This window comes from Stomatobaculum sp. F0698, assembly GCF_030644385.1.
GTDB lineage: Bacteria > Bacillota > Clostridia > Lachnospirales > Lachnospiraceae > Moryella.
The window spans coordinates 272,710-298,124 of record NZ_CP130060.1; the positions used below are offsets into that span (position 1 = coordinate 272,710).

Here is a 25,415-nt window from a genome sequence, read left to right on the forward strand (position 1 = left end):
GCCGAAAGGAGATAAACCGTGGAAGAGAGAAATCTTAGAAAGACACGTGTCGGCAAAGTCGTCAGCGACAAGATGGATAAGACCATCACGGTTGCGGTCGAGGATCACGTGAAGCACCCGCTGTACGGCAAGATCATCAAGCAGACCAAGAAGTTCAAGGCGCACGATGAGAACAATGAGTGCAGAATCGGTGACAGAGTCAGAATCATGGAGACCAGACCGCTCTCGAAGGATAAGAGATGGAGACTGGTTGAGATCGTCGAGAAGGCGAGATAATCGAGTAGAGGAAGGGAGTATCCGGCATGATTCAGCAGGAAACACGCTTGAGAGTTGCCGACAACACCGGTGCGAAGGAACTCCTTTGCATCCGCGTGATGGGCGGTTCAACCAGAAGATATGCGCACATCGGCGACGTGATTGTGGCGTCCGTTAAGGACGCAACGCCGGGCGGCGTTGTTAAGAAGGGTGATGTTGTCAAGGCAGTCGTGGTTCGCACGGTGCAGAAGACCCGCAGAAAAGACGGTTCTTACATCACCTTTGACGAGAACGCGGCAGTCATCATCAAGGATGACAAGACGCCGACAGGAACCCGCATTTTCGGGCCGGTGGCAAGAGAGCTTCGTGAAAAGCAGTTCATGAAGATCGTTTCCCTTGCTCCGGAAGTATTATAAGGAGGTCCGCAATGCGTAAGATTAAGAAGAACGATAACGTTCAGATCATCGCTGGCAAGGACAAGGGCAAGAGCGGCAAGGTGCTGCATGTGGACGCGGCGAAGAACAGAGTTGTGGTCGAAGGCTGCAACATGATTCAGAAGCATATGAAGCCGAGCCCGCAGAACCAGAACGGCGGCATCGTGAGCAAGGAAGGTTCCATTCACGTCTCGAACGTGGCGCTCCTCGTGAACGGTGAGCGCACGAAGGTCGGCTTTGAGCTGAGAGACGGCAAGAAGGTCCGTGTCGCAAAGAAGAGCGGCAAGGTCATCGACTAAAGCAGAGAGGAGGAGCATTCCAAGTGGCTAAGGCTAGATTAAGAGAAATCTACGACAACGAGATTGTCGCAAAGATGATTGAGAAGTTCGGTTACAAGAATCCGATGCAGGTTCCGAAGCTCGACAAGATCGTGATTAACATGGGTGTCGGCGAGGCAAAGGAGAACGCAAAGGTCCTCGAAGCTGCGGTTCGCGACATGGAGATCATTGCGGGCCAGAAGGCAATTGTCACGAAGTCCAAGAAGTCGGTTGCAAACTTCAAGATTCGTGAGGATATGCCGATCGGTTGCAAGGTGACGCTGCGCGGCGCAAAGATGTACGAGTTCGCAGATCGCCTGATCAACCTTGCGCTTCCGCGCGTTCGTGACTTCAGAGGTGTGAACCCGAATTCCTTCGACGGCAGAGGCAACTATGCAATGGGTATCAAGGAACAGCTGATTTTCCCGGAGATCGAGTACGATAAGGTCGACAAGGTGCGCGGCATGGACATCATTTTTGTCACCACGGCACAGACGGATGAAGAGGCACGCTACCTGTTAACGCTGTTCAACATGCCGTTTGCCAAATAATCAGGAGGGAAAAGACTCATGGCTAAGAAGTCGATGAAGATCAAGCAGGCGCGTCCGGCGAAGTTCTCCACCAGAGAGTACAACCGCTGCAGAATCTGCGGACGCCCTCACGCTTATCTCAGAAAGTACGGAATCTGCCGTATCTGCTTTAGAGAGCTCGCTTACAAGGGGCAGATCCCCGGTGTCACGAAGGCAAGCTGGTAAAGCGAAGCTGAAAGAAATCCAACAGGAGGAAACATTCCATGACAACGAACGATCCGATTGCAGATATGCTGACAAGAATCCGCAATGCAAATACTGCAAAGCATGATGTGGTCGATGTCCCGGCTTCCAAGATGAAGGTCGCGATTGCGGATATCCTTGTGAACGAGGGCTATGTCGAGAAGTACGAGTTTGTTGAGAACGAGGGCTTTAAGGACATTCGCATCACCCTGAAGTACGGCGCAACCAAGAACGATCGCATTCTGAGCGGTCTGAAGAGAATCTCCAAGCCCGGTCTTCGCATCTACGCGGGCAAGGAGGATATGCCGAAGGTTCTCGGTGGCCTCGGCACGGCAATCATCTCCACAAACCAGGGCGTCATCACAGACAAAGAGGCACGCCGTTTAGGTGTGGGCGGTGAGGTTTTAGCATTTATCTGGTAAGAAATTACCGCATGAAATGCGCATAAGATCCCGATTATTTTAACGACATCAGGAGGAAATCGGCATGTCACGTATTGGAAGAATGCCTATCGCGGTCCCGGCAGGCGTTACTGTCACGATCGCAGAAAATAATCTTGTGACTGTAAAAGGTCCGAAGGGTACGCTGGAGAGAGTGCTGCCCGCTGAGCTTGAGATCAAGCAGGAAGGCAGCGAGATCATCGTCACAAGACCCAACGATTTGAAGAGAATCAAGTCGCTGCACGGTCTCACGAGAACTCTGATTAAGAACATGGTTGTCGGCGTGACTGAGGGCTATGAGAAGGTTCTGGAGATCAACGGTGTTGGTTACAGAGCCGCTAAGCAGGGAAGCAAACTCGTCCTGTCTCTTGGTTATTCTCATCCGGTCGAGATGGAGGATCCGGAAGGCGTCACGACGGTCCTCGACGGTCAGAACATCATCAAGGTGCAGGGTATCGATAAAGAGAAAGTCGGACAGCATGCTGCCGTGATCCGTGAGAAGAGATTGCCGGAGCCGTATAAGGGCAAGGGTATCAAGTACGCTACGGAGACCATCAGACGCAAGGTCGGTAAGACCGGTAAGAAATAATTAGGAGGGTTTTATTATGGTAAGCAAAGAATCCAGAAAAGCTGTCCGCGAGAAGAAGCACTGGAGAATGCGCAGCCACCTGAGCGGTACTGCGCAGAGACCGCGCCTCTCCGTGTTCCGCAGCAACAGCCATATGTACGCGCAGATTATCGACGATACGGTCGGCCGTACCCTCGTCGCTGCTTCCACGCTGGAGAAGGAGGCAAAGAGCGCACTGGAGCACACGGATACCGTGGAAGCTGCTGCGTTTGTCGGCAAGCTCATCGCAGAGCGCGCGAAGGAGCAGGGTATCAGCGCCGTCGTGTTTGACAGAGGTGGATTCCTCTATACGGGTAAGATTCAGGCGCTCGCAGACGCTGCACGCGAAGCCGGCTTACAATTCTAAGAGGGGGAACAGAAGACAATGGCAATGAATCGCGATAGAAACGATCAGAAGAATTCTGAGTACAACGACAAGGTCGTCGCCATCAAGCGCGTCAGCAAGACCGTCAAGGGCGGCCGCACGATGCGTTTCTCCGCTCTCGTGGTTGTAGGAGACGGCAAGGGCAAGGTCGGCGTCGGACTCGGCAAGGCAGGTGAGGTTCCGGAGGCAATTCGCAAGGGCAAAGAGGCAGCTATGAGAAACATTGTCTCGATTGCAATTGACGAGAACAAGAGCATTCCGCACGACTACACGGGTGCGTTCGGCAGCGCCGAGGTGCTCATGAAGCGCGCACCGGAAGGTACCGGTATCATCGCAGGCGGCCCGGTCCGTGCTGTGGTTGAGCTCGCAGGTATCCAGAACATCCGTACCAAGTCGCTCGGTTCCAACAACAAGACCAACGTTGTGCTTGCGACCCTGGAGGGACTCAAGGCAATCCGCTCTCCGGAGGAGATTGCAAAGAGACGCGGCAAGTCCGTGGAAGAAATTCTCGGCTGAATAGGAGGACAGGAACATGGCGAAGCAGCTTAAGATTACTCTTGTCAAGTCCCCGATCGGCGCAATTCCGAAGCAGAGAGCGACTGTGGTCGCACTGGGACTCAAGAAAATGCACAAGACCGTCATCATGCCGGATAACGAGGCAATGCGCGGCATGGTTTGGCGCGTGAGACACCTTGTGCGTGTCGAAGAAGTAGAAGAATAAGGATAGGAGGTTCAGTCATGGATTTATCGAATTTGAGACCGGCTGAGGGCGCTGTCCACTCTGACAACTTCAGACGCGGCCGCGGTCACGGATCCGGCAACGGAAAGACTGCCGGTAAGGGACACAAGGGTCAGAAGGCGCGTTCCGGCGCTCCGAGACCGGGCTTCGAGGGTGGCCAGATGCCGCTCTACAGACGCATTCCGAAGAGAGGCTTCAAGAACCGCAACACGAAGGATATCGTGGCGGTCAATGTCGAGAGACTTGAGAAGTTCGAGAACGGAAGCGAAGTGACGGCTGAGTCGCTGATCGCACTCGGCATCATCTCCCACGCACGCGACGGCGTGAAGATCCTTGGCAACGGCGAGCTCACCAAGAAGCTGACCGTCAAGGTTTGCGCAGTCAGCGAGGGTGCAAAGGCTAAGATTGAGGCGGTAGGCGGTACCTGCGAGGTGCTGTAACTATGCTGAAGAGTCTCCGACAGGCATTGAAAGTCAAGGAGGTTCGGCAACGGCTCTTGTTCACCCTTCTGATGCTGATTGTGATCCGCTTCGGAAGCAATCTACCGATTCCCGGCGTGAACACGGACTATCTGAAGAACTTCTTTGAACAGCAAAGACAGAGCTCCGGCAATGCGTTTAATTTCTTTAACGCGATTACCGGTGGCTCGTTTGAGCAGATGAGCGTTCTTGCGCTCAGCATCACACCTTACATCACGTCCTCCATTATCATGGAGCTCATGACGATTGCCATCCCGCGGCTTGAGGAACTGCAGCGGGAGGGCGAGGACGGCAGAAAGAAAATCCTGAGCTACACGCGTTACCTGACGGTTGCGCTGGCGCTCATCGAGTCGATTGCCATGGCGGTCGGCTTCGGCAGTCAGGGTCTACTGACCCACTTCACGTTGAAGAGCGTGGTCGTCACGATTGCGACGATGACTGCGGGTTCCGCCTTCCTCATGTGGATCGGTGAGAGAATCACGGAGAAGGGTGTCGGCAACGGCATCTCGATCGTACTTCTCATCAACATCCTTTCCTCGATTCCGAGAGATTTTGCGACGCTCTGGGAGCGCTTCATTATGAACGCGAAGTCGCCGGCCACAGCTGTGGTCGCAGGCCTGATTATCGTGGCTTGCATTCTTCTCATGACGGTCTTTGTCGTGTTGCTCTGCGACGCCGAGCGCCACATTCCGGTGCAGTATACGGCAAAGATGCAGGGCAGAAGAGTGCTCGGCAACGGACAGTCCTCGGAGATTCCGCTGAAGGTCAACACCGCAGGCGTGATTCCGGTTATCTTCGCAAGCTCCTTGATGTCCTTCCCGGTTGTCATCTCGCAGTTCTTTAACCTGGACTACGCGAGCATTCCGGGCAAGATCATCATGGTCCTGAATTCGTCGAACTGGCTTAAGCCGGAGCGCCCGATTTATTCGATCGGTCTGGTGCTCTACATCGTGCTCATCATTTTGTTTGCATATTTCTACACCTCCATCACCTTCAACCCGTTGGAGATCGCAAACAACATGAAGAAGTCCGGCGGCTTCATTCCGGGCATTCGTCCGGGCCGTCCGACCAGTGACTACCTGAGCGAAGTGTTAAAGTATGTCATCTTTCTCGGTGCAACGGGCCTCACGATCGTTGCTGTCATCCCGATTTTCATTTCGGGTGTCTTCAACATCGGATCGCTCACGTTCACCGGAAACTCTCTGATCATTATTGTCGGCGTAATTCTCGAGACGCTGAAGTCTATTACCTCCACCACGCTGGTGCGGAACTATAAGGGCTTCCTCGGAAATTAACGCAGAGCGCGGCGTCCGGCGGGCAAGTATGTCCGCCGGATGCTCTACATTGCGAAGGGCACGCTAGCAAAGGAGACGGCAGTGAAGATTGTCATGCTCGGCGCACCTGGCGCCGGAAAAGGAACACAGGCAAAGCGAATTGCGGAGTACTATCAAATTCCGCATATCTCGACCGGAGATATTTTCCGCGCAAACATCAAGGCGGGCACGCCGCTCGGCCTTGAGGCGAAGCGCTATATGGATGCGGGCGGACTTGTGCCGGACGAGGTGACCATCGGGATGCTGATAAATCGCATTCACGAGGCGGACTGCAGCGAGGGCTATGTGCTGGACGGCTTCCCGCGGACCATACCGCAGGCGGAGGCGCTGACGGAAGCACTTGCGGCGGAGGGCACCAAGATCGATGAAGCGGTCGATATCGAAGTGCCGGATGAGGCTATCATCGACCGCATGGGGGGACGGCGCAGCTGTCCGAATTGTGGCGAGAGCTATCACGTTCGCTACCGCGCACCGAAGACGGTGAATGTCTGCGATGTCTGCGGCCACGAGCTCGTACAGCGCGCGGACGACAAGCCGGAGACGGTGGCGGCACGCCTTAAGGTCTACCACGAGCAGACCAAGCCCTTGATCGACTACTACAGGGCGCAGGGTGTGCTTCGGGAAGTGGACGGCACGATGGAGATGGGAGAAGTGTTCGAGGCAATCAAGGCGCTGATTTGAGCTGCCCCGGAGAATGGAGTTTGAAATGGCAGTGACGGTAAAATCGGAACATGAAATTCAGCTGATGCGGGAGGCGGGCGAAATTCTCGCCAAGGTGCACGAGGAACTGCACGCGGCTTTGAAGCCGGGGATGACGACCTACGAGATCGACAGACTCTGCGAGAAGCTGATACGCGGCTACGACTGCATTCCCTCCTTCCTCGGCTATGAGGGCTATCCCGCGAGTGTCTGTGTTTCGGTCAACGAGGAGATAGTCCACGGCATTCCCTCGAAGAAGCGCGTGCTCCGCGAGGGCGATATCGTGTCGCTTGACACCGGTGTAATCTGGAAGGGCTGGCAGAGCGATGCGGCGAGAACCTGGGCCATCGGCGAAATCTCGAAAGAGGCGCAGGATTTGATCGACGTGACGCGGGCGTCCTTCTTTGCGGGCTTACGCTTTGCAAAGGCGGGCAATCACTTAAACGATATCTGCGGTGCAATCGGCGACTACGCCGAAGAACGCGGCTACGGGGTCGTGAGAGACCTGGTGGGCCACGGCATCGGCACCGAGATGCACGAGGATCCGGAAGTTCCGAATTTCCGCATGAACCGGAAGGGCATACGCTTACAGGCGGGTATGACCCTCGCGATCGAGCCGATGATTACCATCGGAACCTACGAAGTGGACTGGGGCGATGACGGCTGGACCGTGACTACGGCAGACGGCAGCCTCGCGGCCCACTATGAGAATACAATTCTGATCACGGACGGTGAACCCGAGATTTTATCGCTCGGCAAGGACGATCCGGACAGAGAGCAATAAACCGAAAGGACAGTAGGATGTCAAAGACGGACGTAATCCAGCTGGAAGGCAAGGTCATCGAGAAGCTGCCGAACGCGATGTTTCAGGTAGAACTGGAGAATGGCCATCAGGTGCTCGCGCACATTTCCGGCAAGCTCAGAATGAACTACATCCGCATACTCCCGGGCGACCGGGTGACGGTGGAGTTGTCGCCCTATGACCTCAACAAGGCAAGAATTACTTGGAGAAATAAATAATCTGCAGAAGTGAGCTGTAGACTTGTAAAGCGGAATCAAAACTGCTATACTACTATGGCGACTTTGTTGGCAGATGAAAGGAGTATCACACAATGAAAGTCAGATCTTCAGTCAAGCCGATGTGCGAGAAGTGCAAAGTCATCAAGCGCAAGGGCTCCGTCAGAATCATCTGCGAGAACCCGAAGCACAAGCAGAGACAAGGCTAAGACGCAGCAAAAATAATACAGGAGGAAGACAGCACAATGGCTCGTATTTCAGGCGTTGATTTACCGAGAGAGAAGCGTGTTGAAATCGGACTCACCTATATCTATGGTATCGGTGTGACGAGTTCCAACAGAATTCTGTCCCAGGCCGGCGTGGATCCGAACACGAGAGTCAAGGATCTCACCGATGACGAAGTCAAGAAGATTGCCGAAGTGATCGCTGAAACTCAGGTTGTCGAGGGTGATCTGAGAAGACAGATCGCCATGGACATCAAGAGACTCACCGAAATCGGCTGCTATCGCGGAATTCGCCATCGTAAGGGCTTGCCCGTTCGCGGTCAGAAGACCAAGACGAATGCAAGAACTCGCAAAGGCCCGAGAAAGACCGTTGCTAATAAGAAGAAGTAAATTTAGTAACCGCAGAATTGAATCACGTTGCATGTTTTAACAACAGGAGCGAACTTGGTTCAAGTAAACGAGAAAGTAGGTTAGTTTAATGGCAAAGCAGCAGATGTCAAGCGCGAAGAAGGCGTCCGCCAAGAAGCGCGTTAAGAAAAACGTTGAACGCGGCCAGGCACACATTCAGTCTTCGTTTAACAACACGATTGTTACGCTGACTGATTTACAGGGCAATGCGCTGTCCTGGGCAAGTGCCGGTGGCCTTGGATTCAGAGGTTCAAAGAAATCTACTCCGTATGCAGCTTCCGTGGCTGCAGAGACTGCCGCAAAAGCAGCTATCATCCATGGTTTAAAGTCTGTTGACGTGATGGTGAAGGGTCCGGGTTCCGGGCGCGAAGCCGCAATCCGTGCGCTCTCTGCGTGTGGTATTGAGGTGACCAGCATTAAGGACGTGACCCCGGTTCCGCACAACGGATGCCGTCCGCCGAAGCGCAGAAGAGTATAATCAGGAGGTAGAAAAGTGGCAGTTAACAGAGTTCCTGTTCTTAAAAGATGCAGATCTCTCGGCCTGGAGCCCGGATTCCTCGGCATCGATAAAAGATCCAACAGAGAATTGAGAAGAGCAAACCGCAAGATGAGCGAGTACGGCTCTCAGCTTCGCGAGAAGCAGAAGGCAAAGTTCATCTACGGTGTGCTGGAGAAGCCGTTCCGCAATTATTTCGAGAAGGCGTCCCGCATGAGAGGACAGGTCGGTGAAAACCTGATGATCCTTCTCGAGAGCAGACTGGACAATGTGATTTTCCGCCTCGGCTGGGCAAGAACCAGAAGAGAGGCTCGTCAGATTGTCGGTCACAGACATGTTCTTGTGAACGGTAAGATTGTGAACATCCCGTCCTATCTGATCAAGGCAGGCGACACGATCGAGATCAAGGAGAGAGCAAAGTCTTCGGAGCGCTACAAGGAGGTCCTCGAGATGACTTCCGGTCGCATTGTCCCGACTTGGCTCGAGTCCGACAAGGAGAACCTGAAGGGCGCAGTCAAGGCACTGCCGTCCCGTGAGGAGATTGACGTTCCGGTCGATGAACTGCAGATCGTTGAGTTGTACTCCAAGTAATAAGTCTACCGCTAGGGAGTCTCTGTTTGAGGGACTCCCTACGTGGGGCTTTTCGGAGTGTTTCAATGCGTGGCCAAAGATTTAAAGGAGGTATCATTCTTGTTCGAATTTCAGAAACCAAATATCGAGATTGCTGAGATCTCCGAAGACAAAACGTTTGGCCGTTTCATCTGCGAACCGCTTGAGAGAGGCTATGGTCTGACGCTCGGAAATTCCCTGCGCCGCATCATGCTCTCCTCCCTTCCGGGAACCGCGGTGAGCCAGGTGAAGATTGCCGGTGTGCTCCATGAGTTCTCTTCCATCCCCCAGGTCAAGGAGGATGTGACGGAGATTATCATGAACATCAAGAGCCTTGCAATCAAGAATAGCTCGACCTCCCAGGAACCGAAGATCGCCTACATTGATTTTGAAGGCGAGGGTGAGGTCACCGCTGCAGACATCCAGTGCGATGCTGACATTGAGATCCTCAATAAGGATCAGGTCATTGCGACCATTTCCGGCGGCAGCACGAAGTTCTCTGCAGAGCTCACGATCACAAACGGACGCGGCTACGTCAGCGCGGAGAAGAATAAGGCGCAGGGTGACCTGCCGATCGGCGTGATTGCGGTGGATTCCATCTACACGCCGGTGGAGCGCGTCAACATGCGCGTGGAAAACACCCGTGTCGGTCAGATGACGGACTACGACAAGCTCACGCTTGACGTGTTTACCGACGGCACGGCGGCGCCGGATGAGGCGGTGAGCCTCGCGGCGAAGGTGCTCTCGGAGCACCTGGGTCTCTTCGTGGATCTCTCGGAGAATGCTCGCAGAGTCGAGGTCATGTCCGAGAAGAAGAGCGACGAGAAGGAAAAAGTGCTTGAGATGAACATCGATGAGCTTGAGCTCTCGGTGCGTTCCTACAACTGTTTGAAGCGCGCGGGCATCAACACGGTCGAAGAGTTGATCAACAAGACGCCGGAAGACATGATGAAGGTGAGAAATCTCGGCAAGAAGTCGCTCGACGAAGTTCTGGAAAAGCTTGCGGATCTCAATTTGCAGCTGCGCCAGAGCGAAGAGATGGGCGAAGAGGAAGAAGAAATTCAGTAAAGACTGTCGGGCAAGACGGTGACAGTCTGTGAGTATGGTGCGGCTCCGATGAGTCCCGATATGGCACGGACCGCGCTCCCAAACGGAGGAGAAAACCAATGGCAAAGTACAGAAAGCTTGGACGCAAAACGGATGTGAGACTGGCTCTCCTGAGAAGTCAGGCGACGGCGCTCATCGCAAACGGCAAGATTGTGACGACCGAGGCGAGAGCAAAGGAAGTCAGAAAGATGGTCGAGCCCCTCATCGCACTTGCGGTGAAGGAGAAGGACAACTTTGAGACCGTGAGCGTCACGGCTAAAGTGCCGCGCAAGGATGCAAACGGCAAGCGCGTCAGAGAAGAGAAGGACGGCAAGAAGGTTGTTGTTTACGACACGGTCCAGAAGGAAATCAAGAAGGATAAGCCGTCCAGAATGAACGCAAGACGCCACATGCTCGCAAAGCTCTACGCAGTCGGCGAGTTCGATCCGAAGCACAAGAAGGTCGGCAAGAAGGTTGACCTGGTTGCGAAGCTCTTCGATGAGTACGGACCGAAGTATGAGAGCAGAAAGGGTGGTTACACCCGCATCGTGAAGATCGGCCTGAGAAAGGGCGACGCAGCGATGGAAGTGCTGCTTGAGCTGGTCTAAGCAGAGTGTTGAGTCCCGTCCCGGGATACCGGGGCGGGGCTTTTTTATTTGCTCTGCACGCAAATATCTTGTATACTTACAATAGTGGGGAGCATTGTGCGTTTTGCATAGAAGAACAGAAGGAGGCGTAACATGAAGGCGAAGAAAGTACTCTTATCGGCGCTCGCACTGGCGTTGTTGTCGACAGCGCCCGCGACGGTCTCGTGGGCCGCAAGCGGACAGAAAATCGGCAATGTGAGACTCAATGTGAAGAATCGTCTGGAGCCGGGTAGCAGCATAGGCCGTGACGGCGTGATACTCGGCGAGCCGGCAAAGGGCGAACTCGGCATCTGGGAGACCGCGGATGCTTATGATTTGGAGAGTGTGCGCGTGACCTCGGGCTTCGGTGAAAATCTCGCAATCGGCACCGAAATCGGCGTGGAGGCGGTGATACGCACGACGGGCGGCGGCAGGACCTTCTCGACGACACTCGGCGCGGGCGATGTACACCTCTCGGACAACAGCGTCACGATTACGGATGTGCGGCGCAGCAAGCAGCGACTCATCGTAAGTCTGCGTTTATCGGGCATCAAGGGAGAGTATGCGGAACCCGAGCAGGCGGAGTGGAAGTCCGGACAGACGGGCGTTGCAAGCTGGCGTGCCCCCTCGAATACAAGCGGCAGCTACGAAGTCGTGCTGCGGCGCGGAAACGATGTCGTGAAACGCGCTTTCGCTGTGACGGGCGAGAGCTATAATTTTTATCCTTACATGACCAAGCCGGGTCATTACAGTTTCCGCGTGCGCACCGAAGCGAAGGGCACGGGCAAGGCCTCCGGCTGGACCGAATCGGGCTCAATGCGCATCAGTGCGCAACAGGTTTCCGACGGGCGCGGTGCCGTCTGGGATCAGAACGGAGGTCCCACGGGTGAGACGAACAATGTCGTGAAAGCGGGTTGGATTTTGAACGGCGACAGCTGGAGTTACCGCTATCCGGACGGCAGCTTTAAGAAGGACGGCTGGGAGCAGATTGAGGGCAAGTGGTACCTCTTCAGCTCCGAGGGCAAAATGCGCACCGGTTGGGCGCGTACCGTCTCCGGCTGGTACTATTTTGCCGAGAGCGGCGAGATGCTGACCGGCTGGCAGAATGTGAACGGTGTCATGTACTATCTGAATCCGGACGCGGATTCGCCGACCTACGGCAAAATGGCTGCGAATGAGCTCATCATGGACGGCAACAAGTTCTACTATGCGCTTGCGGACGGACAGCGCGCCAAGGGCTGGGCACAGCTCGGCGATCACTGGGGTTACTTCTACCCGGAGAGCGGCGAGATGGCACGCAATACGACCATAGACACCTTCTATGTGGATGCGAGCGGCGCTTGGAAGCGTTGAGCGGGGTGCGAGAGTCGAGCAAGGTGTGAGACATGAAAAAGGGGAAGCGCCGAGGCGCTTCCCCTTTAAATTGCTTGACAAAAGTGATGATTGATTACCACTCGTGGACTTTAATCATGCGGCCGTCATCATCCACATCATAGTTCAGGACCTTGGTGTTCCTTGCGAGAGCACCTGTCTCCGGATAGAAGTAGTACCAGTCTCCGTTGATTTTGTCCCAGCCGGAATTTCTGACTCCCTTTTTAAAGTAGTAGAAATTGCCCTCTTTGTCTTGCACCCAGCCGGTGACGGACTTGCCGTCCTTACCGCTGATGGCGACGCCCTGCTCGGTCTGCGTGAGCGTATAGCTGTTTGCATCCAGAAGCTTGTGCGCAGCAAAGGCGGGAACTGCCTGTGATATGGAAAGGACCAGCGCGAACAGTAATGCAATCCGCAACCCTTTATGCTTCATGGTATTATCCTCCTTTCCCCTTTGTCTGCATCAATTATAGCAGATTTTATGCAGGAAAAAAGCGACTTAGGAGAGCTGTAAGCATATCGTAAGGAATTCTACCTTTTTGCCAGCAGAGCCTGTGTCCTATGCAGTATATAGGCTTTGTGGTATACTAAACGATATATGCCAAGTAGTGGGTGGCAGTCAAAATTTTGAGGCCGGAGGTCAAAATGCGGATTAAAGTCAGCAACTACATTTCGAGAAAATTGGTGGAGAGCGGCATTGTGCGCGGCTTCAGCGTGGTCGGCGGCGGTGCGATGCACTTAAACAATGCGCTGGGACACGAAGAGGGGCTCACGATTACCTACAACCATCATGAGCAGGCCTGTGCGATTGCGGCGGAGTGCTATGCGCGCATCAACAACAAGCCCGCTGTGGTCTGTGTGACCACAGGCCCCGGCGGCACGAATGCGCTGACCGGTGTGGTCGGCGCATGGCTTGACTCCATCCCGATGCTTGTGATCTCGGGCCAGATCCGAACGGACTGGACCGCGCGCATGTCGGGTGTACACATCCGGGCGCTCGGCGACCAGGAATTTGATATCTGCAAGTCGGTCGAGGCGATGACCAAGTACTGTGAGATGGTCACGGATCCGCTGCGCATTCGCTACTGTCTTGAGAAGGCGCTGTACCTCGCGGAGCACGGAAGACCGGGCCCGACTTGGCTTGACATTCCGCTCGATGTGCAGGGTGCCTTTGTGGAGACAGACGAGCTCCCGGGCTTCGATCCCGAGAACTACGAGGCGGGCGGCGACGGCTTTGCGGCCCCCTCTCTGCACAAAATTCCCGAGGACGAGGCGGGGAAGGGCGAGTATCGCGCCGCACTGCCGAAGAAGGTGAGCCGCGAACTTGCGGCGGAAATCATTGACCGCATTGCCGCGGCAAAGCGCCCGGTCTTCAACGCGGGCAACGGCATCCGGATTGCGAACGCGCACGCGGAATTCCTCGCGGTCGCGCGAAAGCTCGGCATTCCGGTTGTGGTCGGCTGGGATTCCGAGGACTGCCTCCCGAGCGACGACCCGCTCTACGCGGGACGCCCGGGTAACTTTGGCGACCGCCCGGGTAACTTTGCGGTTCAGAACGCGGACCTGGTCTTCTCGGTGGGCTCTCGCCTCAGCGTGCGCCAGGTCGGCTTCCAGTCGAAGGCGTGGGCGCGCGAGGCCTTCACGATTGTGAACGACATCGACGCGGAGGAACTGAAGAAGCCCACCATCCATGTCTCGCTTCCGGTCCATGCGGATGCAAAGGATCTCTTGACGGTCATGAACGAGCTGCTGGATGAAACGCAGACGCCGATTTTCGGCGGCGGCGAGGGGCTCCGCGGCATGAGCTGGAGCGAGACCTGCAAGTACTGGGTGAAGCACTATCCGGTCGTGCAGGAGAAGCACTTAGCGGTTCCGGCTTCGCGCCCGGCAAATGTCTATGCGCTGATTCATAAGCTCGGCGATGCGGTGAAGGAGAACACGATCACCGTGGTCGGAAACGGCTCCGCCTGCGTGGTCGGCGGCCATGCCTACCGGATTAAGAAGGGGCAGCGCTTCATCTCGAATTCCGCAATCGCTTCGATGGGCTACGATCTTCCGGCGGCCATCGGCGCGGCCAAGGCGAACGAGGATCGTGAGCGCTACGAGCGCGATATTGTCCTCCTGACCGGCGACGGCAGCATTATGATGAACCTGCAGGAACTTGAGACCATCTCCGGCGCAAAGATGCCGATTAAAATTTTCCTCATCAACAACGACGGCTACCACTCGATTCGCCAGACCGAGCGCAACTTCTTCGGCGACCAGCCGTTAATCGGCATCGGCAGCGACAGCGGGGATCTCAGCTTCCCGTCCTTTGAGAAGGTCGCGGCGGCGTTTGAGCTGCCCTATGTCGCGGCGCGGAATAACGATGAGATCGACGCGGCGTTGCAAAAGACCCTCGCGGCAGAAGGACCGATACTCTGCGAGATCTTCGTGGACACGGACCAGAACTTTGAGCCGAAATCCGGCGGAAAGCGTCTGCCGGACGGCAGCATGGTGAGCCCGCCGCTTGAGGAGCTGGTGCCCTTCCTGAGCGATGAGGAATTGGATGAGAATATGATCGTGCCGAGGTATCAGCCGTGAGAGTGCTCTTAAGCGGTGTGAGCAGTTTTTTGGGGCTCGCACTCGCAAAGGAGCTGCTCGACGCGGGACATGAAGTGTTTGCGCCGCTCCGGCCGAAGCCGGGGCGGGCAGCGCTGCCGCTCGCGGGGAAGGGCTTTCATCTCTTCCCGGGCGATATGGAAGAGAGGACTGTTCTTCGGCAGAATCTGGAACAGGAACTGACGGCAGCGGAGGCGCTGCCGTTAGATGTCTGTTTCCACCTCGCCTGGGGCGGGGTGGGACAGCGCGGGCGCATGGACCGGGAAATCCAGGAGAGAAACCTTGAGGCCTCGGAGGACATGTTGGCCCTTGCGGCGGAATTCGGCGCGAAGCGCTTTCTGTTTGCGGGCTCGCAGGCGGAGTACGGCGTCACGCTGGAGCGCGTGCGGCGCGGGGAGTTCCCGGACGGCGCGTATGATGAGACGACACCTTGTCGGCCGATTTCGGAGTACGGGCGCGCCAAGCTCGCCTTTTCGGAGCGCGGACGGGAAATTGCGGTGCGTCTCGGCGCGGATTATCGCCATCTTCGCATCTTCTCGGTCTACGGGCCCGGGGATCACGAGACCGCGATTGTGCCGACGGCGGTCAGGGCAGCCGCGGCGGGGGAGGAAGCGCGCTTCGGTCCCTGCGAACAGCAGTGGAACTTTTTGGCGCTCCAGGATGCCGTTCGTGCCCTTCGTCTGCTCGGTGAAGCCGAGGGACAAATGCAGGGCGAAATCTTCAATGTCGCAAGCCTCGACACGCGATCTCTTCGGTCTTTTGTCGAGGAGATATTTGAGACGGCGGGACAGCCCGCCGCACTTGCACACTTTGCGCCGCGAGAGACAGGGCCCGAAGGAACACCCTATCTCGCGCCGGACATTGCGAAATTACTGCGGAGCATAGACTGGAAACCCGAAATCAGCTTTCGCGCGGGCGTGCGGGAGTTGCTCTCGGATACCGTCAACGGAGAGAACTGAGGGAGGAAACAGACGTGAAGAGATGTATTGCCTGCGGTGCGCCGCTTTCCGCGGAGCCGTTGCTTACCATTGAGAACATGCCCGCCGCCGCGCAGCATCTGCCGCGCCCGGAGGATGCCGCGACCGAGCGCGGGGTCACACTCAGGCTCTGCGCCTGCACGGGTTGCGGGCTCACCCAGCTCGACACCAAGCCGGTTTCCTACTACCGCGATGTGATACGTTCCGGCGGCTATTCGGAGACCATGGATAAGCTTCGCCGCGCGCAGTACGACGCCTGGATTCCTGCCTTTCACTTAGAGGGGAAGAAGATACTGGAGGCCGGCTGCGGGCAGGGCGAGTTTCTTTCCATCCTCGCGGCGTATCCGGTTAAAGCCTACGGGATGGAGCACTTTCACGAGCTTGTGGTAAAGGCGCGCGAAAAGGGCCTCACGGTCGCGGAGGAATATCCGGAGCGGGAGGATCAGCTTTTTGAGAACGGCCCCTTTGACGGCTTTACCTCGTTTAACTTTCTCGAGCACCAGCCGGACCCGGCGGCCTATCTTCGCGCGATTGCAAACAATCTGACGGCGGGCGGCGCAGGTCTCGTGACGGTGCCGAGCTTTGAGTACATTCTCGAAGAGAACAGCTTCTACGAGTTCATTCCGGACCATCTCTCCTACTTCACCGAGGATAGCCTAAGTTCGCTTATGAACCGCTGCGGCTTTGACGTCCTAAAAAAAGAACGCGTGAACCGCGATACGATTTCGGTCTGGGTGAAAAAGAAGGCGAGACCCGAGGTCTCGGGGCTCATTGAGAAGCAAAAGAGCATTGCACGGGATATCACGGGCCTTGTGGATGAGGCTGCGGCGCGCGGGAAGGTCGCAATCTGGGGCGCTTCGCACCAGGGTTTTTCGATTGCGGCTTCCCTCGGACTCGGCGATAGAATCTGCTACATCATCGACTCCGCGCCCTTTAAGCAGGGGCACATCGCCCCCGCGTCGCATATTCCGATTGTTTCGCCGGAGACGGCGATGCGGGATCCGGCGAGCTGCATCCTGATCGTCGCGCCGGGCTATACCGAGGAAATCGCGGCGCGCATTCGTGAGAACTTCCCGGCGGGAACCGAGATTTGGACGCTTCGGAGCGATGTACCCGAGCGGCTCACAGACAGGAGAGATGCATGAAAGCCTTTGTGTTACAGGCGCCGGGACGCGCGCTGCTGATTGACGACGCGCCGCGCGCCGTCTTGGAGGAACCCTACGGCGCTGTTTTGGAGCCGGTGGTTGTGTCCCCCTGTAGTTCGGACGTCAACACGGTCTACGGAAGCGGTTCCAAAAAGCCGGACAATCTCATCCTGGGACATGAGTGCATTGCGCGGGTCAAGGCGGTCGCAAGCCGTGTGCGGGACTTTCAGGTCGGCGATTTGGTCGCGGTGCCGGCCATTACGCCGGACTGGCGCAATGTCGAAATTCAGGAGGGGAACGACCGCCATGCGGGGCGTCCCTTCTCGGGCAATGCGCTCGGGAGAAGCATTCCGGGCGTCTTTGCCGAGGAATTTGCGATTGCGGATGCCGATACGACCCTCGCAAAACTGCCGGAAGGCGTGAGCCTTGAGGACGCGCTGATGTGCGTCGATATGGCGACGACAGGCTTTACCGGCGTTGAGGCGGCAGAACTCAAATTCGGCGATACGGTCGCGGTGCTCGGCATCGGCGCGGTGGGGCTCATGGTCGTGCAAGGTGCCGCGCTGCAGGGAGCCGCCGAGATTTACGCGGTCGGCACGCGGGAAATCAGCGTGCGGCGCGCCCTGGAATTCGGCGCGACGGAAGTTCTGAGTTATAAGGACGGCGATATCCGGGAACAGATTCTTGCGAGAACCGGCGGACGGGGCGCGGATGCGGTCTTTGTCTGCGGCGGCAACGACGATACCTTCCGGGAGGCTGTCGACATGGTGCGCTACGGCATAGGCCGCGTCGTGAACTTAAAGCACTATCCCGGAGACGGCGACATCGGGATTCCGAAGTTTTCCGGCGGCAGAGGCATGGCGGGAAAGACCGTCCATCTGGAGCTCTGCAAGGGCGGAAGGGCGCGTATGGAGCGGCTTCTGCGCCTCGTGAAGGCCGGCAGGATACAGCCCGGGCGCATGGTCACGCATAAGCTCGAGGGCTTTCCGGCACTTGCGGAAGGGCTCGAACTCATGCGGCAAAAACCGCAGGATTTAATCAAGGTGATGGTGCGCCTTTCGCCGGGAGGAGAGGAAAAGCAGGCATGAAAAAAATCAGCGTTGTGATTCCCTGCTATAACGAAGAAGAAAATGTAGGGCCGATGGCGGAAACGCTGGTGGGCCTCTTTCGGCATGAGCTCGCAGCCTATGACTACGAGCTCATCTTCATTGACAACGATTCGCAGGACAGAACCAGAGAGTACCTCCGCGCGCTCTGCGCGGAGAACCATAAAATCAAGGCAATCTTTAACGCCAAAAACTTCGGACAGTTCAACTCGCCCTACTACGGGATGCTCCAGTCGACCGGCGATGCGACGGTACTCATGGCGGCGGATTTCCAGGACCCGCCGGAAATGCTGATCAAGTATGCGGCGGCCTGGGAAGAGGGCTATAAGATCGCAATCGGCATCAAGACCCACAGCGCGGAGAATCCGCTCATGTACCACCTCCGCTCGCTCTACTACAAGTGGATACGGAAGCTCTCCGAGGTGGATCAGATTGAGCACTTCACGGGCTTCGGTCTCTACGACAAGAGCTTTATTCAGGTGCTCCGGGATCTGGATGACCCGACGCCCTTTCTCCGCGGCATTGTCGCGGAACTCGGCTATCGCCGGAAGGAAATCCCCTACGATCAGCCGAAGCGCCGCGCGGGCAAGACGAGCAACAATCTCTATAAGCTCTACGACGCGGCCATGCTCTCGGTAACTTCCTATACGAAGTTCGGGCTGCGCCTTGCGACTTTCATCGGCGGCATTACCCTGGTGCTGAGCGTCGTGATTGCGCTCATCTATCTCGTGATGAAGCTCCTCTACTGGGATCGCTTCCAGGCGGGCTTAACGCCGCTCTTAATCGGCATGCTCTTTCTCGGCGCGGTGCAGATTTTCTTCATCGGCATGGTCGGCGAGTATGTGCTGACGATTAACCAGCGCGTCATGAAGCGCCCGCTGGTGGTCGAGGCGGAGCGACTTAATTTTGACAGTGAGGACGCGGAGGAGACGCGATGAAGTACAGAGTCGACGTGGTGCGAATTCGAGAGAACTATATCACCCTAAACGGCTGGGCCATCGGGCGAAACCCGGAGAGTGAGGCGACGTTTTCGGTCGAGGATGAGGCACACCGCGCCCTTCCCTTCAAGCTCGTCAGAACGCGGCGGGACGATGTGAGCCAGATCTACTATCACCAAGCCTCGGAAAAAGAATACGGCTTTGACATCCGCTTCCCCTACGAGCGCGGAAAGAATTACTATCTTGTCATTTCCGTCGAAGGGCGGAAAGTGCGAGTCAAGTACAACGAAGAGCTGATCGCGAAGCGCTCCTCGGTCGCTCATAAGCGCATGGAGAAAATCAAGGATCTCTGCAATATGGAGACCGTGCGCGTGGCCTTTGACTATTTCAAGAAGCACGGCTTAAAAAAGCTCTTCTTAAAATCCAAGAATAAGTTACAGGGCATAGATTCGGATTACGAGTACGCCGAGTGGTACGAGAAGACAAGACCCACGGAGGCGGAGTTAAAGCGCCAGCGGGAAACGGTCTTTGACGATACGGCTCCCCTCTTCTCGATTGTGATTCCGCTCTTTGAGACACCGGCGGTGTATTTGAAGGCGCTCCTCGACTCCCTGCTCGCGCAGACCTATACGAAGTTCGAGCTCTGTCTTGCGGACGGCAGCCGCCCCGGGAAGGACACGGAGGCTGTTCTCAGGGACTATGCGGCGCGCGATTCGAGAATACGCTATACGGTGCTCGGCGAGAACCGCGGCATCGCGGGCAATACAAATGCGGCGCTTGCCCTTGCGGCGGGTGATTTTGTGGTGCTCTGCGACCACGACGATATTCTGCCGCCCGAGGCGCTCTTCTTTTTTGCAGAGGCCATCGTGAAGGAGCCGGAGACCGACTGTCTCTACTCCGACGAGGACAAGCTCGACATGGACGGCGGTTCCCTCTTCGACCCGCATTTTAAGCCGGACTTTAACCCGGATCTGCTCGGCTCGGTCAACTATATCTGCCACCTCTTTGCGGTGCGGAAGAGTCTTCTCGACACAGTCGGGCAGTTTGACGCGGCCTATGACGGCGCCCAGGACTATGACTTTATCTTCCGCGTGACCGAGAAAGCGCGGCACATAGTCCATGTCCCGAAGGTGCTCTACCACTGGCGCTGTCACATGAACTCGACGGCCTCGAACCCGGAGAGCAAGCTCTATGCCTTCGAGGCGGGAGCAAGGGCCATCCGCGCGCATTACGAGCGCGTCTACCCGGAACTCAAAATCAAAGAAGTCAAAAAGGGCGTGGATTACGGCATTTACCACACGATTTTCGAACTCACGGAAGAGCCCCTGGTCTCGGTCATCATCCCGAACAAGGATCACCGTGAAGATCTCGACAAGGCCGTGCGTTCGCTCCTCGAGAAGGGAACTTACAAGAATCTGGAGTTCATTGTCGTCGAGAATAACTCGACCGATCCCGAGACCTTTGCCTATTATGAGGCGATTCAGAAGGAGTTGCCGCAGGTCAAAGTTGTTTACTATGAGGGCGGTTTTAATTTCTCGAAGATTAATAATTTCGGCGTTCGCTATGCGAAGGGCGAGTATCTGCTCTTTTTGAACAACGATGTGGAGCTTATTAACCCCGATACGATGCGGGAGCTGCTCGGCTACGGGATGCGACGGGATGTCGGCGCGGTCGGCTGCCGCCTCCTCTACGAGGACGATACGATACAGCACGCGGGCGTGGTGATCGGCTTCGGCGGCATTGCGGGGCACACCTTTATCGGTCTCCATGAGGTGCAGAACAGCTACTTCCACCGCGCGCTGACCGCCCAGGACTACTCGGCGGTGACGGCGGCCTGCCTGCTCACGAAGAAGGAACTCTTCCTCTCGGTGGGCGGTTTCACGGAGGAACTGGCGGTCGCCTTTAACGACATTGACTACTGCCTCAAAGTGAGAGCGGCGGGGCAGCTGGTGGTCTATAACCCCTACGCGCTTTTGCATCACTACGAGTCGAAGTCGCGCGGTCTCGAGGACACGCCGGAAAAAGTGGAGCGCTTTAACCGCGAGGTGGCGCGCTTCATGAAGCGCTGGCCCGAAATTCTGGAGCAGGGAGACCCCTACTATAACCCCAATCTGACACTCAGAAAGTCAAATTTTGCGCTCCGGGATCTCGACAAGGAGAAAATCGGAGAGCCCTATCACATGCCGGGGATTGAGAAATACCTTAGCGAATCGGAGGAAGAGTCGTGAGAGCGGAAACATGGGAGTGTGAGGATGCGCGCGTCACGGTGGTCATCCCGAATTATAACGGAATGAAGTATCTGCCGCAGTGCATTGCGGCGCTTCGGCGGCAGACGGAGCGGGATTTTTCCCTCCTCGTCATGGAAAACGGCTCGACGGACGGGAGTGCGGAATGGCTCAGGGAAGAGGGCATTCCGACCATATTCAGCGAGGAAAATCTGGGCTTTGCGGGCGGCGTGAACCGCGCGGTCCGGGAGGTAAGAACGCCCTATGTGCTGCTCTTAAACAACGACACCGAGGTGTTTCCGGGCTTTGTGCGTGCCCTCGAAGAGAGCATTTCACGGCACGAGCGCATCTTTTCGGTCAGTGCGATGATGATACGCACGCAGAACCATGATGAAATCGACGATGCCGGAGATTTGGTCTCCCTGCCCGGCTGGGCCTTCCAGCGGGGCACCATGGAGCCCTGCGCGGCCTATGAGAAAGAGGCGGAGGTCTTCTCCGCCTGCGGCGGCGCGGCCATCTACCGGACAAGCGTATACCGGGAGCTCGGCGGGCTCGACGAAAGCTACTTTGCCTATCTGGAGGATATAGACCTCGGCTGGCGGGCGAAGCTCGCGGGTTACCGGAATCTCTACTGCCCGGCGGCCAAGGTGTATCACTTCGGCTCCGCGACCAGCGGATCGAAATACAATGCGTTTAAGGTGCGGCTCTCCGCGAGAAACCATATTTTCACGATGGCGAAAAACCAGCCGCTATGGCAGCTCATCTGGAACCTGCCCTTCCTTCTCGGCGGCATTGCCGTAAAGGCAGCTTTCTTTGCGAAGAAGGGCCTGCTTTCCGACTATCTGCGCGGTCTCACGGAGGGGCTCACGACGCTCCCGGAGCGGGATAAGACGGATTTCTCGAAGATTCCGACTTCCCGCGTTCTCGCGATCGAGTGGGAACTGCTGCTCGGAACGCTCGCGTATCTCAACCACTATGTCTCCCGGGCGCTGAAAAAGGAAGCTGGAAAATCGGCCCCCAATCCAGTATAATTTCCCTATGGTAAAAGACTTCCAAAAACAATTTAATCGACTGCACATCCTCTTGGATGCCCTGGTCATCGGCGGATCCTATTTTCTCGCTTGGTATATTTTGTTTGGTCTCTACCACGAGAAGGTCGGTCGGCTCAGCTTTGCCATCTATATGCGGGCACTCATCCTCATTGTCCCGCTGTATCTCCTCCTGAATGCTCTCTTCGGGCTGTACGCGCCGAAGCGGACCAGGGGGCGGCGGGCAGAGTTCGCCGGAATTCTGAAGGTCAACACGATAGGCCTTTTGCTGTTCACGCTGGTGCTGTATCTCGGCTCCAAAAATATGGTGCTCTACCACTTCTCGCGGCGACTGGTGGTCGTATTCTACCTGACCTGCGTCGTCTCAATGACCGTTGAGCGCAATGTGATACGCGGCTTTTTGCGCCGCATGCGTCGCCTCGGCTTTAATCAGAAGAATATACTTCTGGTCGGCTACGGAGAGGCGGCAAAGGGCTACATAGACCGCATTTTAACCAATGCGGAGTGGGGCTATCAGATCAACGGCATACTCGATGACAAGCAGCCGCTCGGCTACAGTTATCACGGGATACGGGTCATCGGCGCCGTGAACGAGTTACAGCCTCTGCTCGAGCGGAATGCGCTGGATGAGATCGCAATCACCCTGCCGCTCTCCCAGTACGAGAAATTACAGGGCATCGTGAGCATTTGCGAAAAATCCGGCGTGCACACCAAGTTTATCCCGGATTATTACGGCGTCATTCCGACCATCCCCTATATGGAAGATGTGGCCGGCATGCCCGTCATCAACATCCGCCATGTGCCGCTGACCGAGTTTTACAATGCGGCGGCAAAGCGCCTGGTCGACATTGTCGGCGGCATTGTCGGGCTGATTGTTTTCTCGCCGATTATGCTGCTAGCGGCAATTTTGGTGAAGATTTCGAGCCCGGGTCCCATTATTTTCAGACAGGAGCGCGTGGGACTGCACCAGAAAAAATTTTGGATGTATAAGTTTCGCTCCATGCGCATGCAGGTCGATGCGGAGGAAAAGAAGGGCTGGACGGTCAAGGCAGACCCGCGTGTCACCTGGATCGGACGCATTCTTCGAAAAACAAGTCTTGACGAGACGCCACAATTCTTTAATATTGTGCGGGGAGATATGAGTCTGGTCGGTCCGAGACCGGAGAGACCCTACTTTGTTGAAAAATTCAAAGAAGAAATCCCGCACTATATGATTAAGCACCAGGTGAGACCGGGGCTCACGGGCTGGGCGCAGGTCAACGGACTCCGCGGCGACACCTCAATCGAGAGACGCATCGAACACGATCTCTATTACATTGAGAACTGGACGCTGGGCTTTGATTTTAAAATCATTTTGCTCACCTTGATTCGCGGGTTCATCAACAAAAACGCTTATTGACACAGGAGATTTTATGGAAAACGAGATGCAGGAGCCGCAGAGAGGCAGAAGCCGAAAGAAAGCGACTGCGGCAGTTGCGGAGAAAAAGCCGATGAGTGCAAAGGCAATCAAACGGCGGCGCTTCATCATTATGGCGGTGCTGGAAGTTCTGGTACTGACAGCCATTTTTGCCTATGCCTATCTCCTGAAGCAGTACTCCAAGATACAACGGCCGGTGTTTGAGGTAAAGAACGTCGAGAACACGGTACTCACGACAGACGACATCGCAAAGATGAAGGGCTACTGGAACATTGCGGCCTTCGGTGTCGACTCGCGTGACTCCTCGGTGGGACGCGGCAACAATGCGGACGTCATCATGGTGGTGAGTATCAACCGCGAGAACGGCGAAATCCGCATTGCGAGTGTGTTCCGCGATTCGTATCTGAGTCTCGCGAACGGCAATTACAATAAGATCAATCAGGCCTATGCGGTCGGCGGTCCGGAACTTGCGGTCAAGGCGCTGAACCAGAACCTGGACCTCAACATCACCGACTATGTGACCTTCAACTGGAAGGCGGTCGCAACCGGCATTAACATTCTGGGCGGTGTCGATATTGATTTGAGTCAGCCGGAGTTTAAGTACATCAACTCCTACATCACCGAGACGGTCAAGGGCACCAAGATCGGTTCGGTGCAGCTGACGCACGCGGGTATGAACCACCTGGACGGCATTCAGGCAGTCGCTTACGCGCGTCTCCGCTACATGGACAACGACTACACGAGAACGGAGCGGCAGCGCCGCGTTCTGGAGCTCTGTGTGGAGAAAGCAAAGCAGGCCGATTCCGGTACGCTCTCGGACCTCGCGGGCAATATGCTCTCGATGGTCGCGACAAGCCTTACCTGGGAGGACGGCATGAATCTCGCGATGAATGTCAAGAAGTACAAAATCGTGGATACCATCGGTTTCCCGATGGACCGCCGCGAGATTAACATGAGCTTTAAGGGTGCCTGCGTCATTCCGAACACGCTGGAAAAGAACGTGAAAGACCTCCATACCTTCTTCTTCGGCGGCGAGGAGTACTCGGTTTCCAAGCAGGTCAAGGAGATCGACAATCACATCGCTTCGGACATTGCGCGCTATCGCGGTCGCTCCGAGGAGAGAAAGTACAAGGAGAAGATGCGCCAGTACAGCGAGGAGAACGAGACTTCTTCCTCGAAGAAGCGCAGCACGACCGAGGAGGAGACCAAGCGGAGCCGCAGCGATTCGGAGGGCGGCACGAAGAGCACGCGCGAGAGCGGCGAGTCTCGCGAGAGCGAGTCGGGCAGTGCGGAGTCGACGGATTCCCGCGGCAATGTGGTTTCGAGTTCCGGTGCCAAGAGCAGCAGCTCGGCCCGGGAGAGTTCTTCCGCAGCCGAGAGTTCGAATGCGGCGGAGAGCAGCTCGGCGCGGGAAAGCGGTTCGGCACGTGAGAGCAGCTCGGCGGCGGAGAGCAGCAGCCAGCTCCAAACGCGCGCGGCGAGCACGGCGGCCGAGCCTTCGGAGACCAACGGTCCCGCCGTGAACGAAGAATAAACGAAGAAAAAAAGAAGAACTGTCATGCCGGATCGCAACATGCCGGCAGGGCAGTTCTTTTTTGTGCGACGGCGGGAAGAAAACGCTTCATTGTTCACACTTTGCTCGGCATCTCAACACACTT

Annotated in this window: 32 protein-coding genes; 31 read left to right on the forward strand and 1 reads right to left on the reverse strand. The window is 56.3% G+C overall.

Translation table 11 applies throughout. The features are described from left to right. Positions 1 to 18: 18 nt before the first annotated feature. The 22 genes from rpsQ to QU660_RS01435 all read left to right on the forward strand — a co-directional run bounded on the left by rpsQ (position 19) and on the right by QU660_RS01435 (position 12,281). Positions 19 to 276: a 30S ribosomal protein S17 gene (gene rpsQ / locus QU660_RS01330; protein WP_009532636.1), complete on the forward strand. Its 258-nt coding sequence runs from the start codon at positions 19 to 21 to the stop codon at positions 274 to 276. A gap of 26 nt (positions 277 to 302) precedes the next feature. Next, positions 303 to 671: a 50S ribosomal protein L14 gene (rplN, locus tag QU660_RS01335; protein WP_009532635.1), complete on the forward strand. Its 369-nt coding sequence runs from the start codon at positions 303 to 305 to the stop codon at positions 669 to 671. An 11-nt stretch (positions 672 to 682) separates the two neighbouring features. Further along, positions 683 to 988 carry a 50S ribosomal protein L24 gene (rplX, locus tag QU660_RS01340; protein WP_304946554.1) on the forward strand — a complete coding sequence of 102 codons (306 nt, stop codon included), beginning with the start codon at positions 683 to 685 and terminating at the stop codon, positions 986 to 988. A 23-nt stretch (positions 989 to 1,011) separates the two neighbouring features. Beyond that, positions 1,012 to 1,557 (forward strand): 50S ribosomal protein L5, encoded by a 546-nt coding sequence (rplE, locus tag QU660_RS01345; protein WP_304946555.1) that lies wholly within the window; start codon positions 1,012 to 1,014, stop codon positions 1,555 to 1,557. An 18-nt stretch (positions 1,558 to 1,575) separates the two neighbouring features. Then, positions 1,576 to 1,761 (forward strand): type Z 30S ribosomal protein S14, encoded by a 186-nt coding sequence (locus QU660_RS01350; RefSeq protein ID WP_009532632.1) that lies wholly within the window; start codon positions 1,576 to 1,578, stop codon positions 1,759 to 1,761. Positions 1,762 to 1,799: 38 nt separating this feature from the next. Beyond that, positions 1,800 to 2,201: a 30S ribosomal protein S8 gene (gene rpsH / locus QU660_RS01355; RefSeq protein WP_304946556.1), complete on the forward strand. Its 402-nt coding sequence runs from the start codon at positions 1,800 to 1,802 to the stop codon at positions 2,199 to 2,201. 64 nt (positions 2,202 to 2,265) lie between these two features. Beyond that, on the forward strand, positions 2,266 to 2,808 hold the full coding sequence (gene rplF / locus QU660_RS01360; RefSeq protein WP_304946557.1) for a 50S ribosomal protein L6: 543 nt from the start codon (positions 2,266 to 2,268) through the stop codon (positions 2,806 to 2,808). A 16-nt stretch (positions 2,809 to 2,824) separates the two neighbouring features. Continuing rightward, a complete protein-coding gene (gene rplR, locus QU660_RS01365; RefSeq protein WP_304946558.1) occupies positions 2,825 to 3,193 on the forward strand; it encodes a 50S ribosomal protein L18 in 369 nt (122 codons plus the stop codon). A 24-nt stretch (positions 3,194 to 3,217) separates the two neighbouring features. Beyond that, complete coding sequence (rpsE, locus tag QU660_RS01370) at positions 3,218 to 3,727, forward strand: 30S ribosomal protein S5 (RefSeq protein ID WP_304946559.1); 510 nt, start codon at positions 3,218 to 3,220, stop codon at positions 3,725 to 3,727. 16 nt (positions 3,728 to 3,743) lie between these two features. Then, complete coding sequence (gene rpmD, locus QU660_RS01375; RefSeq protein WP_304946560.1) at positions 3,744 to 3,932, forward strand: 50S ribosomal protein L30; 189 nt, start codon at positions 3,744 to 3,746, stop codon at positions 3,930 to 3,932. Between the two features lie 17 nt (positions 3,933 to 3,949). Continuing rightward, the gene (gene rplO / locus QU660_RS01380; RefSeq protein ID WP_304946561.1) at positions 3,950 to 4,390 is read left to right on the forward strand and encodes a 50S ribosomal protein L15; all 441 of its coding nucleotides are present in this window, start codon (positions 3,950 to 3,952) and stop codon (positions 4,388 to 4,390) included. A 2-nt stretch (positions 4,391 to 4,392) separates the two neighbouring features. Further along, positions 4,393 to 5,724 carry a preprotein translocase subunit SecY gene (secY, locus tag QU660_RS01385; RefSeq protein WP_304946562.1) on the forward strand — a complete coding sequence of 444 codons (1,332 nt, stop codon included), beginning with the start codon at positions 4,393 to 4,395 and terminating at the stop codon, positions 5,722 to 5,724. A gap of 81 nt (positions 5,725 to 5,805) precedes the next feature. Next, the gene (locus QU660_RS01390; protein WP_304947254.1) at positions 5,806 to 6,444 is read left to right on the forward strand and encodes an adenylate kinase; all 639 of its coding nucleotides are present in this window, start codon (positions 5,806 to 5,808) and stop codon (positions 6,442 to 6,444) included. 25 nt (positions 6,445 to 6,469) lie between these two features. After that, on the forward strand, positions 6,470 to 7,246 hold the full coding sequence (map, locus tag QU660_RS01395; RefSeq protein ID WP_304946563.1) for a type I methionyl aminopeptidase: 777 nt from the start codon (positions 6,470 to 6,472) through the stop codon (positions 7,244 to 7,246). A gap of 17 nt (positions 7,247 to 7,263) precedes the next feature. Next, positions 7,264 to 7,482, forward strand: a complete 219-nt coding sequence (gene infA / locus QU660_RS01400) for a translation initiation factor IF-1 (RefSeq protein WP_009532622.1) — start codon at positions 7,264 to 7,266, stop codon at positions 7,480 to 7,482. 92 nt (positions 7,483 to 7,574) lie between these two features. Then, a complete protein-coding gene (gene rpmJ / locus QU660_RS01405; protein WP_009532621.1) occupies positions 7,575 to 7,688 on the forward strand; it encodes a 50S ribosomal protein L36 in 114 nt (37 codons plus the stop codon). 36 nt (positions 7,689 to 7,724) lie between these two features. Further along, positions 7,725 to 8,093 (forward strand): 30S ribosomal protein S13, encoded by a 369-nt coding sequence (gene rpsM, locus QU660_RS01410; RefSeq protein WP_304946564.1) that lies wholly within the window; start codon positions 7,725 to 7,727, stop codon positions 8,091 to 8,093. Positions 8,094 to 8,196: 103 nt separating this feature from the next. Further along, entirely contained in the window at positions 8,197 to 8,589 is a 393-nt protein-coding gene (gene rpsK / locus QU660_RS01415; protein WP_330362064.1) for a 30S ribosomal protein S11, read from the forward strand. A 15-nt stretch (positions 8,590 to 8,604) separates the two neighbouring features. Continuing rightward, positions 8,605 to 9,198, forward strand: coding sequence for a 30S ribosomal protein S4 (rpsD, locus tag QU660_RS01420; RefSeq protein WP_304946565.1), 594 nt, complete (start codon positions 8,605 to 8,607; stop codon positions 9,196 to 9,198). A gap of 99 nt (positions 9,199 to 9,297) precedes the next feature. Beyond that, a complete protein-coding gene (locus tag QU660_RS01425) occupies positions 9,298 to 10,284 on the forward strand; it encodes a DNA-directed RNA polymerase subunit alpha (protein ID WP_304946566.1) in 987 nt (328 codons plus the stop codon). Between the two features lie 98 nt (positions 10,285 to 10,382). Next, positions 10,383 to 10,910, forward strand: coding sequence for a bL17 family ribosomal protein (locus QU660_RS01430; RefSeq protein ID WP_304946567.1), 528 nt, complete (start codon positions 10,383 to 10,385; stop codon positions 10,908 to 10,910). Positions 10,911 to 11,042: 132 nt separating this feature from the next. Next, entirely contained in the window at positions 11,043 to 12,281 is a 1,239-nt protein-coding gene (locus QU660_RS01435; protein WP_304946568.1) for an N-acetylmuramoyl-L-alanine amidase family protein, read from the forward strand. A gap of 94 nt (positions 12,282 to 12,375) precedes the next feature. Here the strand turns inward: QU660_RS01435 and QU660_RS01440 are convergent, their stop codons facing one another. Beyond that, positions 12,376 to 12,732 carry a hypothetical protein gene (locus QU660_RS01440; RefSeq protein ID WP_304946569.1) on the reverse strand — a complete coding sequence of 119 codons (357 nt, stop codon included), beginning with the start codon at positions 12,730 to 12,732 and terminating at the stop codon, positions 12,376 to 12,378. A gap of 212 nt (positions 12,733 to 12,944) precedes the next feature. Between QU660_RS01440 and QU660_RS01445 the strand changes: the two genes are divergently transcribed. From QU660_RS01445 to QU660_RS01485, 9 genes are read left to right on the forward strand one after another with little or no spacing between them, the layout of a single operon-like run. Beyond that, positions 12,945 to 14,882, forward strand: a complete 1,938-nt coding sequence (locus tag QU660_RS01445; protein ID WP_304946570.1) for a thiamine pyrophosphate-binding protein — start codon at positions 12,945 to 12,947, stop codon at positions 14,880 to 14,882. Next, positions 14,879 to 15,859 (forward strand): NAD-dependent epimerase/dehydratase family protein, encoded by a 981-nt coding sequence (locus QU660_RS01450; protein WP_304946571.1) that lies wholly within the window; start codon positions 14,879 to 14,881, stop codon positions 15,857 to 15,859. The genes QU660_RS01445 and QU660_RS01450 overlap by 4 nt, the downstream gene beginning before the upstream one ends. 14 nt (positions 15,860 to 15,873) lie before the next feature. Beyond that, entirely contained in the window at positions 15,874 to 17,022 is a 1,149-nt protein-coding gene (locus QU660_RS01455; protein ID WP_304946572.1) for a class I SAM-dependent methyltransferase, read from the forward strand. Beyond that, a complete protein-coding gene (locus QU660_RS01460; RefSeq protein WP_304946573.1) occupies positions 17,019 to 18,110 on the forward strand; it encodes a zinc-binding dehydrogenase in 1,092 nt (363 codons plus the stop codon). Before QU660_RS01455 ends, QU660_RS01460 begins: the two co-directional genes overlap by 4 nt. Continuing rightward, a complete protein-coding gene (locus QU660_RS01465) occupies positions 18,107 to 19,066 on the forward strand; it encodes a glycosyltransferase family 2 protein (RefSeq protein ID WP_304946574.1) in 960 nt (319 codons plus the stop codon). Before QU660_RS01460 ends, QU660_RS01465 begins: the two co-directional genes overlap by 4 nt. Next, on the forward strand, positions 19,063 to 21,294 hold the full coding sequence (locus QU660_RS01470; protein WP_304946575.1) for a glycosyltransferase family 2 protein: 2,232 nt from the start codon (positions 19,063 to 19,065) through the stop codon (positions 21,292 to 21,294). The genes QU660_RS01465 and QU660_RS01470 overlap by 4 nt, the downstream gene beginning before the upstream one ends. Then, on the forward strand, positions 21,291 to 22,322 hold the full coding sequence (locus QU660_RS01475; RefSeq protein WP_304946576.1) for a glycosyltransferase family 2 protein: 1,032 nt from the start codon (positions 21,291 to 21,293) through the stop codon (positions 22,320 to 22,322). The genes QU660_RS01470 and QU660_RS01475 overlap by 4 nt, the downstream gene beginning before the upstream one ends. Before the next feature lie 7 nt (positions 22,323 to 22,329). Then, a complete protein-coding gene (locus tag QU660_RS01480; protein WP_304946577.1) occupies positions 22,330 to 23,739 on the forward strand; it encodes an undecaprenyl-phosphate glucose phosphotransferase in 1,410 nt (469 codons plus the stop codon). Between the two features lie 13 nt (positions 23,740 to 23,752). Beyond that, positions 23,753 to 25,291, forward strand: a complete 1,539-nt coding sequence (locus QU660_RS01485; RefSeq protein ID WP_304946578.1) for an LCP family protein — start codon at positions 23,753 to 23,755, stop codon at positions 25,289 to 25,291. Positions 25,292 to 25,415 lie beyond the last annotated feature (124 nt).

Coding starts and splice junctions, on each gene's coding strand:
- rpmD (WP_304946560.1), top strand. CDS start 3,744: ATGGCGAAGCAGCTTAAGATTACTCTTGTCAAGTCCCCGATCGGCGCA.
- rplX (WP_304946554.1), top strand. CDS start 683: ATGCGTAAGATTAAGAAGAACGATAACGTTCAGATCATCGCTGGCAAG.
- rplO (WP_304946561.1), top strand. CDS start 3,950: ATGGATTTATCGAATTTGAGACCGGCTGAGGGCGCTGTCCACTCTGAC.
- QU660_RS01480 (WP_304946577.1), top strand. CDS start 22,330: ATGGTAAAAGACTTCCAAAAACAATTTAATCGACTGCACATCCTCTTG.
- QU660_RS01465 (WP_304946574.1), top strand. CDS start 18,107: ATGAAAAAAATCAGCGTTGTGATTCCCTGCTATAACGAAGAAGAAAAT.
- QU660_RS01350 (WP_009532632.1), top strand. CDS start 1,576: ATGGCTAAGAAGTCGATGAAGATCAAGCAGGCGCGTCCGGCGAAGTTC.
- QU660_RS01430 (WP_304946567.1), top strand. CDS start 10,383: ATGGCAAAGTACAGAAAGCTTGGACGCAAAACGGATGTGAGACTGGCT.
- rplN (WP_009532635.1), top strand. CDS start 303: ATGATTCAGCAGGAAACACGCTTGAGAGTTGCCGACAACACCGGTGCG.
- rplR (WP_304946558.1), top strand. CDS start 2,825: ATGGTAAGCAAAGAATCCAGAAAAGCTGTCCGCGAGAAGAAGCACTGG.
- infA (WP_009532622.1), top strand. CDS start 7,264: ATGTCAAAGACGGACGTAATCCAGCTGGAAGGCAAGGTCATCGAGAAG.
- rpsH (WP_304946556.1), top strand. CDS start 1,800: ATGACAACGAACGATCCGATTGCAGATATGCTGACAAGAATCCGCAAT.
- QU660_RS01445 (WP_304946570.1), top strand. CDS start 12,945: ATGCGGATTAAAGTCAGCAACTACATTTCGAGAAAATTGGTGGAGAGC.
- QU660_RS01460 (WP_304946573.1), top strand. CDS start 17,019: ATGAAAGCCTTTGTGTTACAGGCGCCGGGACGCGCGCTGCTGATTGAC.
- QU660_RS01485 (WP_304946578.1), top strand. CDS start 23,753: ATGGAAAACGAGATGCAGGAGCCGCAGAGAGGCAGAAGCCGAAAGAAA.
- map (WP_304946563.1), top strand. CDS start 6,470: ATGGCAGTGACGGTAAAATCGGAACATGAAATTCAGCTGATGCGGGAG.
- rplF (WP_304946557.1), top strand. CDS start 2,266: ATGTCACGTATTGGAAGAATGCCTATCGCGGTCCCGGCAGGCGTTACT.
- secY (WP_304946562.1), top strand. CDS start 4,393: ATGCTGAAGAGTCTCCGACAGGCATTGAAAGTCAAGGAGGTTCGGCAA.
- QU660_RS01470 (WP_304946575.1), top strand. CDS start 19,063: ATGAAGTACAGAGTCGACGTGGTGCGAATTCGAGAGAACTATATCACC.
- QU660_RS01440 (WP_304946569.1), bottom strand. CDS start 12,732: ATGAAGCATAAAGGGTTGCGGATTGCATTACTGTTCGCGCTGGTCCTT.
- rpsE (WP_304946559.1), top strand. CDS start 3,218: ATGAATCGCGATAGAAACGATCAGAAGAATTCTGAGTACAACGACAAG.
- QU660_RS01435 (WP_304946568.1), top strand. CDS start 11,043: ATGAAGGCGAAGAAAGTACTCTTATCGGCGCTCGCACTGGCGTTGTTG.
- rpmJ (WP_009532621.1), top strand. CDS start 7,575: ATGAAAGTCAGATCTTCAGTCAAGCCGATGTGCGAGAAGTGCAAAGTC.
- rpsK (WP_330362064.1), top strand. CDS start 8,197: ATGTCAAGCGCGAAGAAGGCGTCCGCCAAGAAGCGCGTTAAGAAAAAC.
- rpsM (WP_304946564.1), top strand. CDS start 7,725: ATGGCTCGTATTTCAGGCGTTGATTTACCGAGAGAGAAGCGTGTTGAA.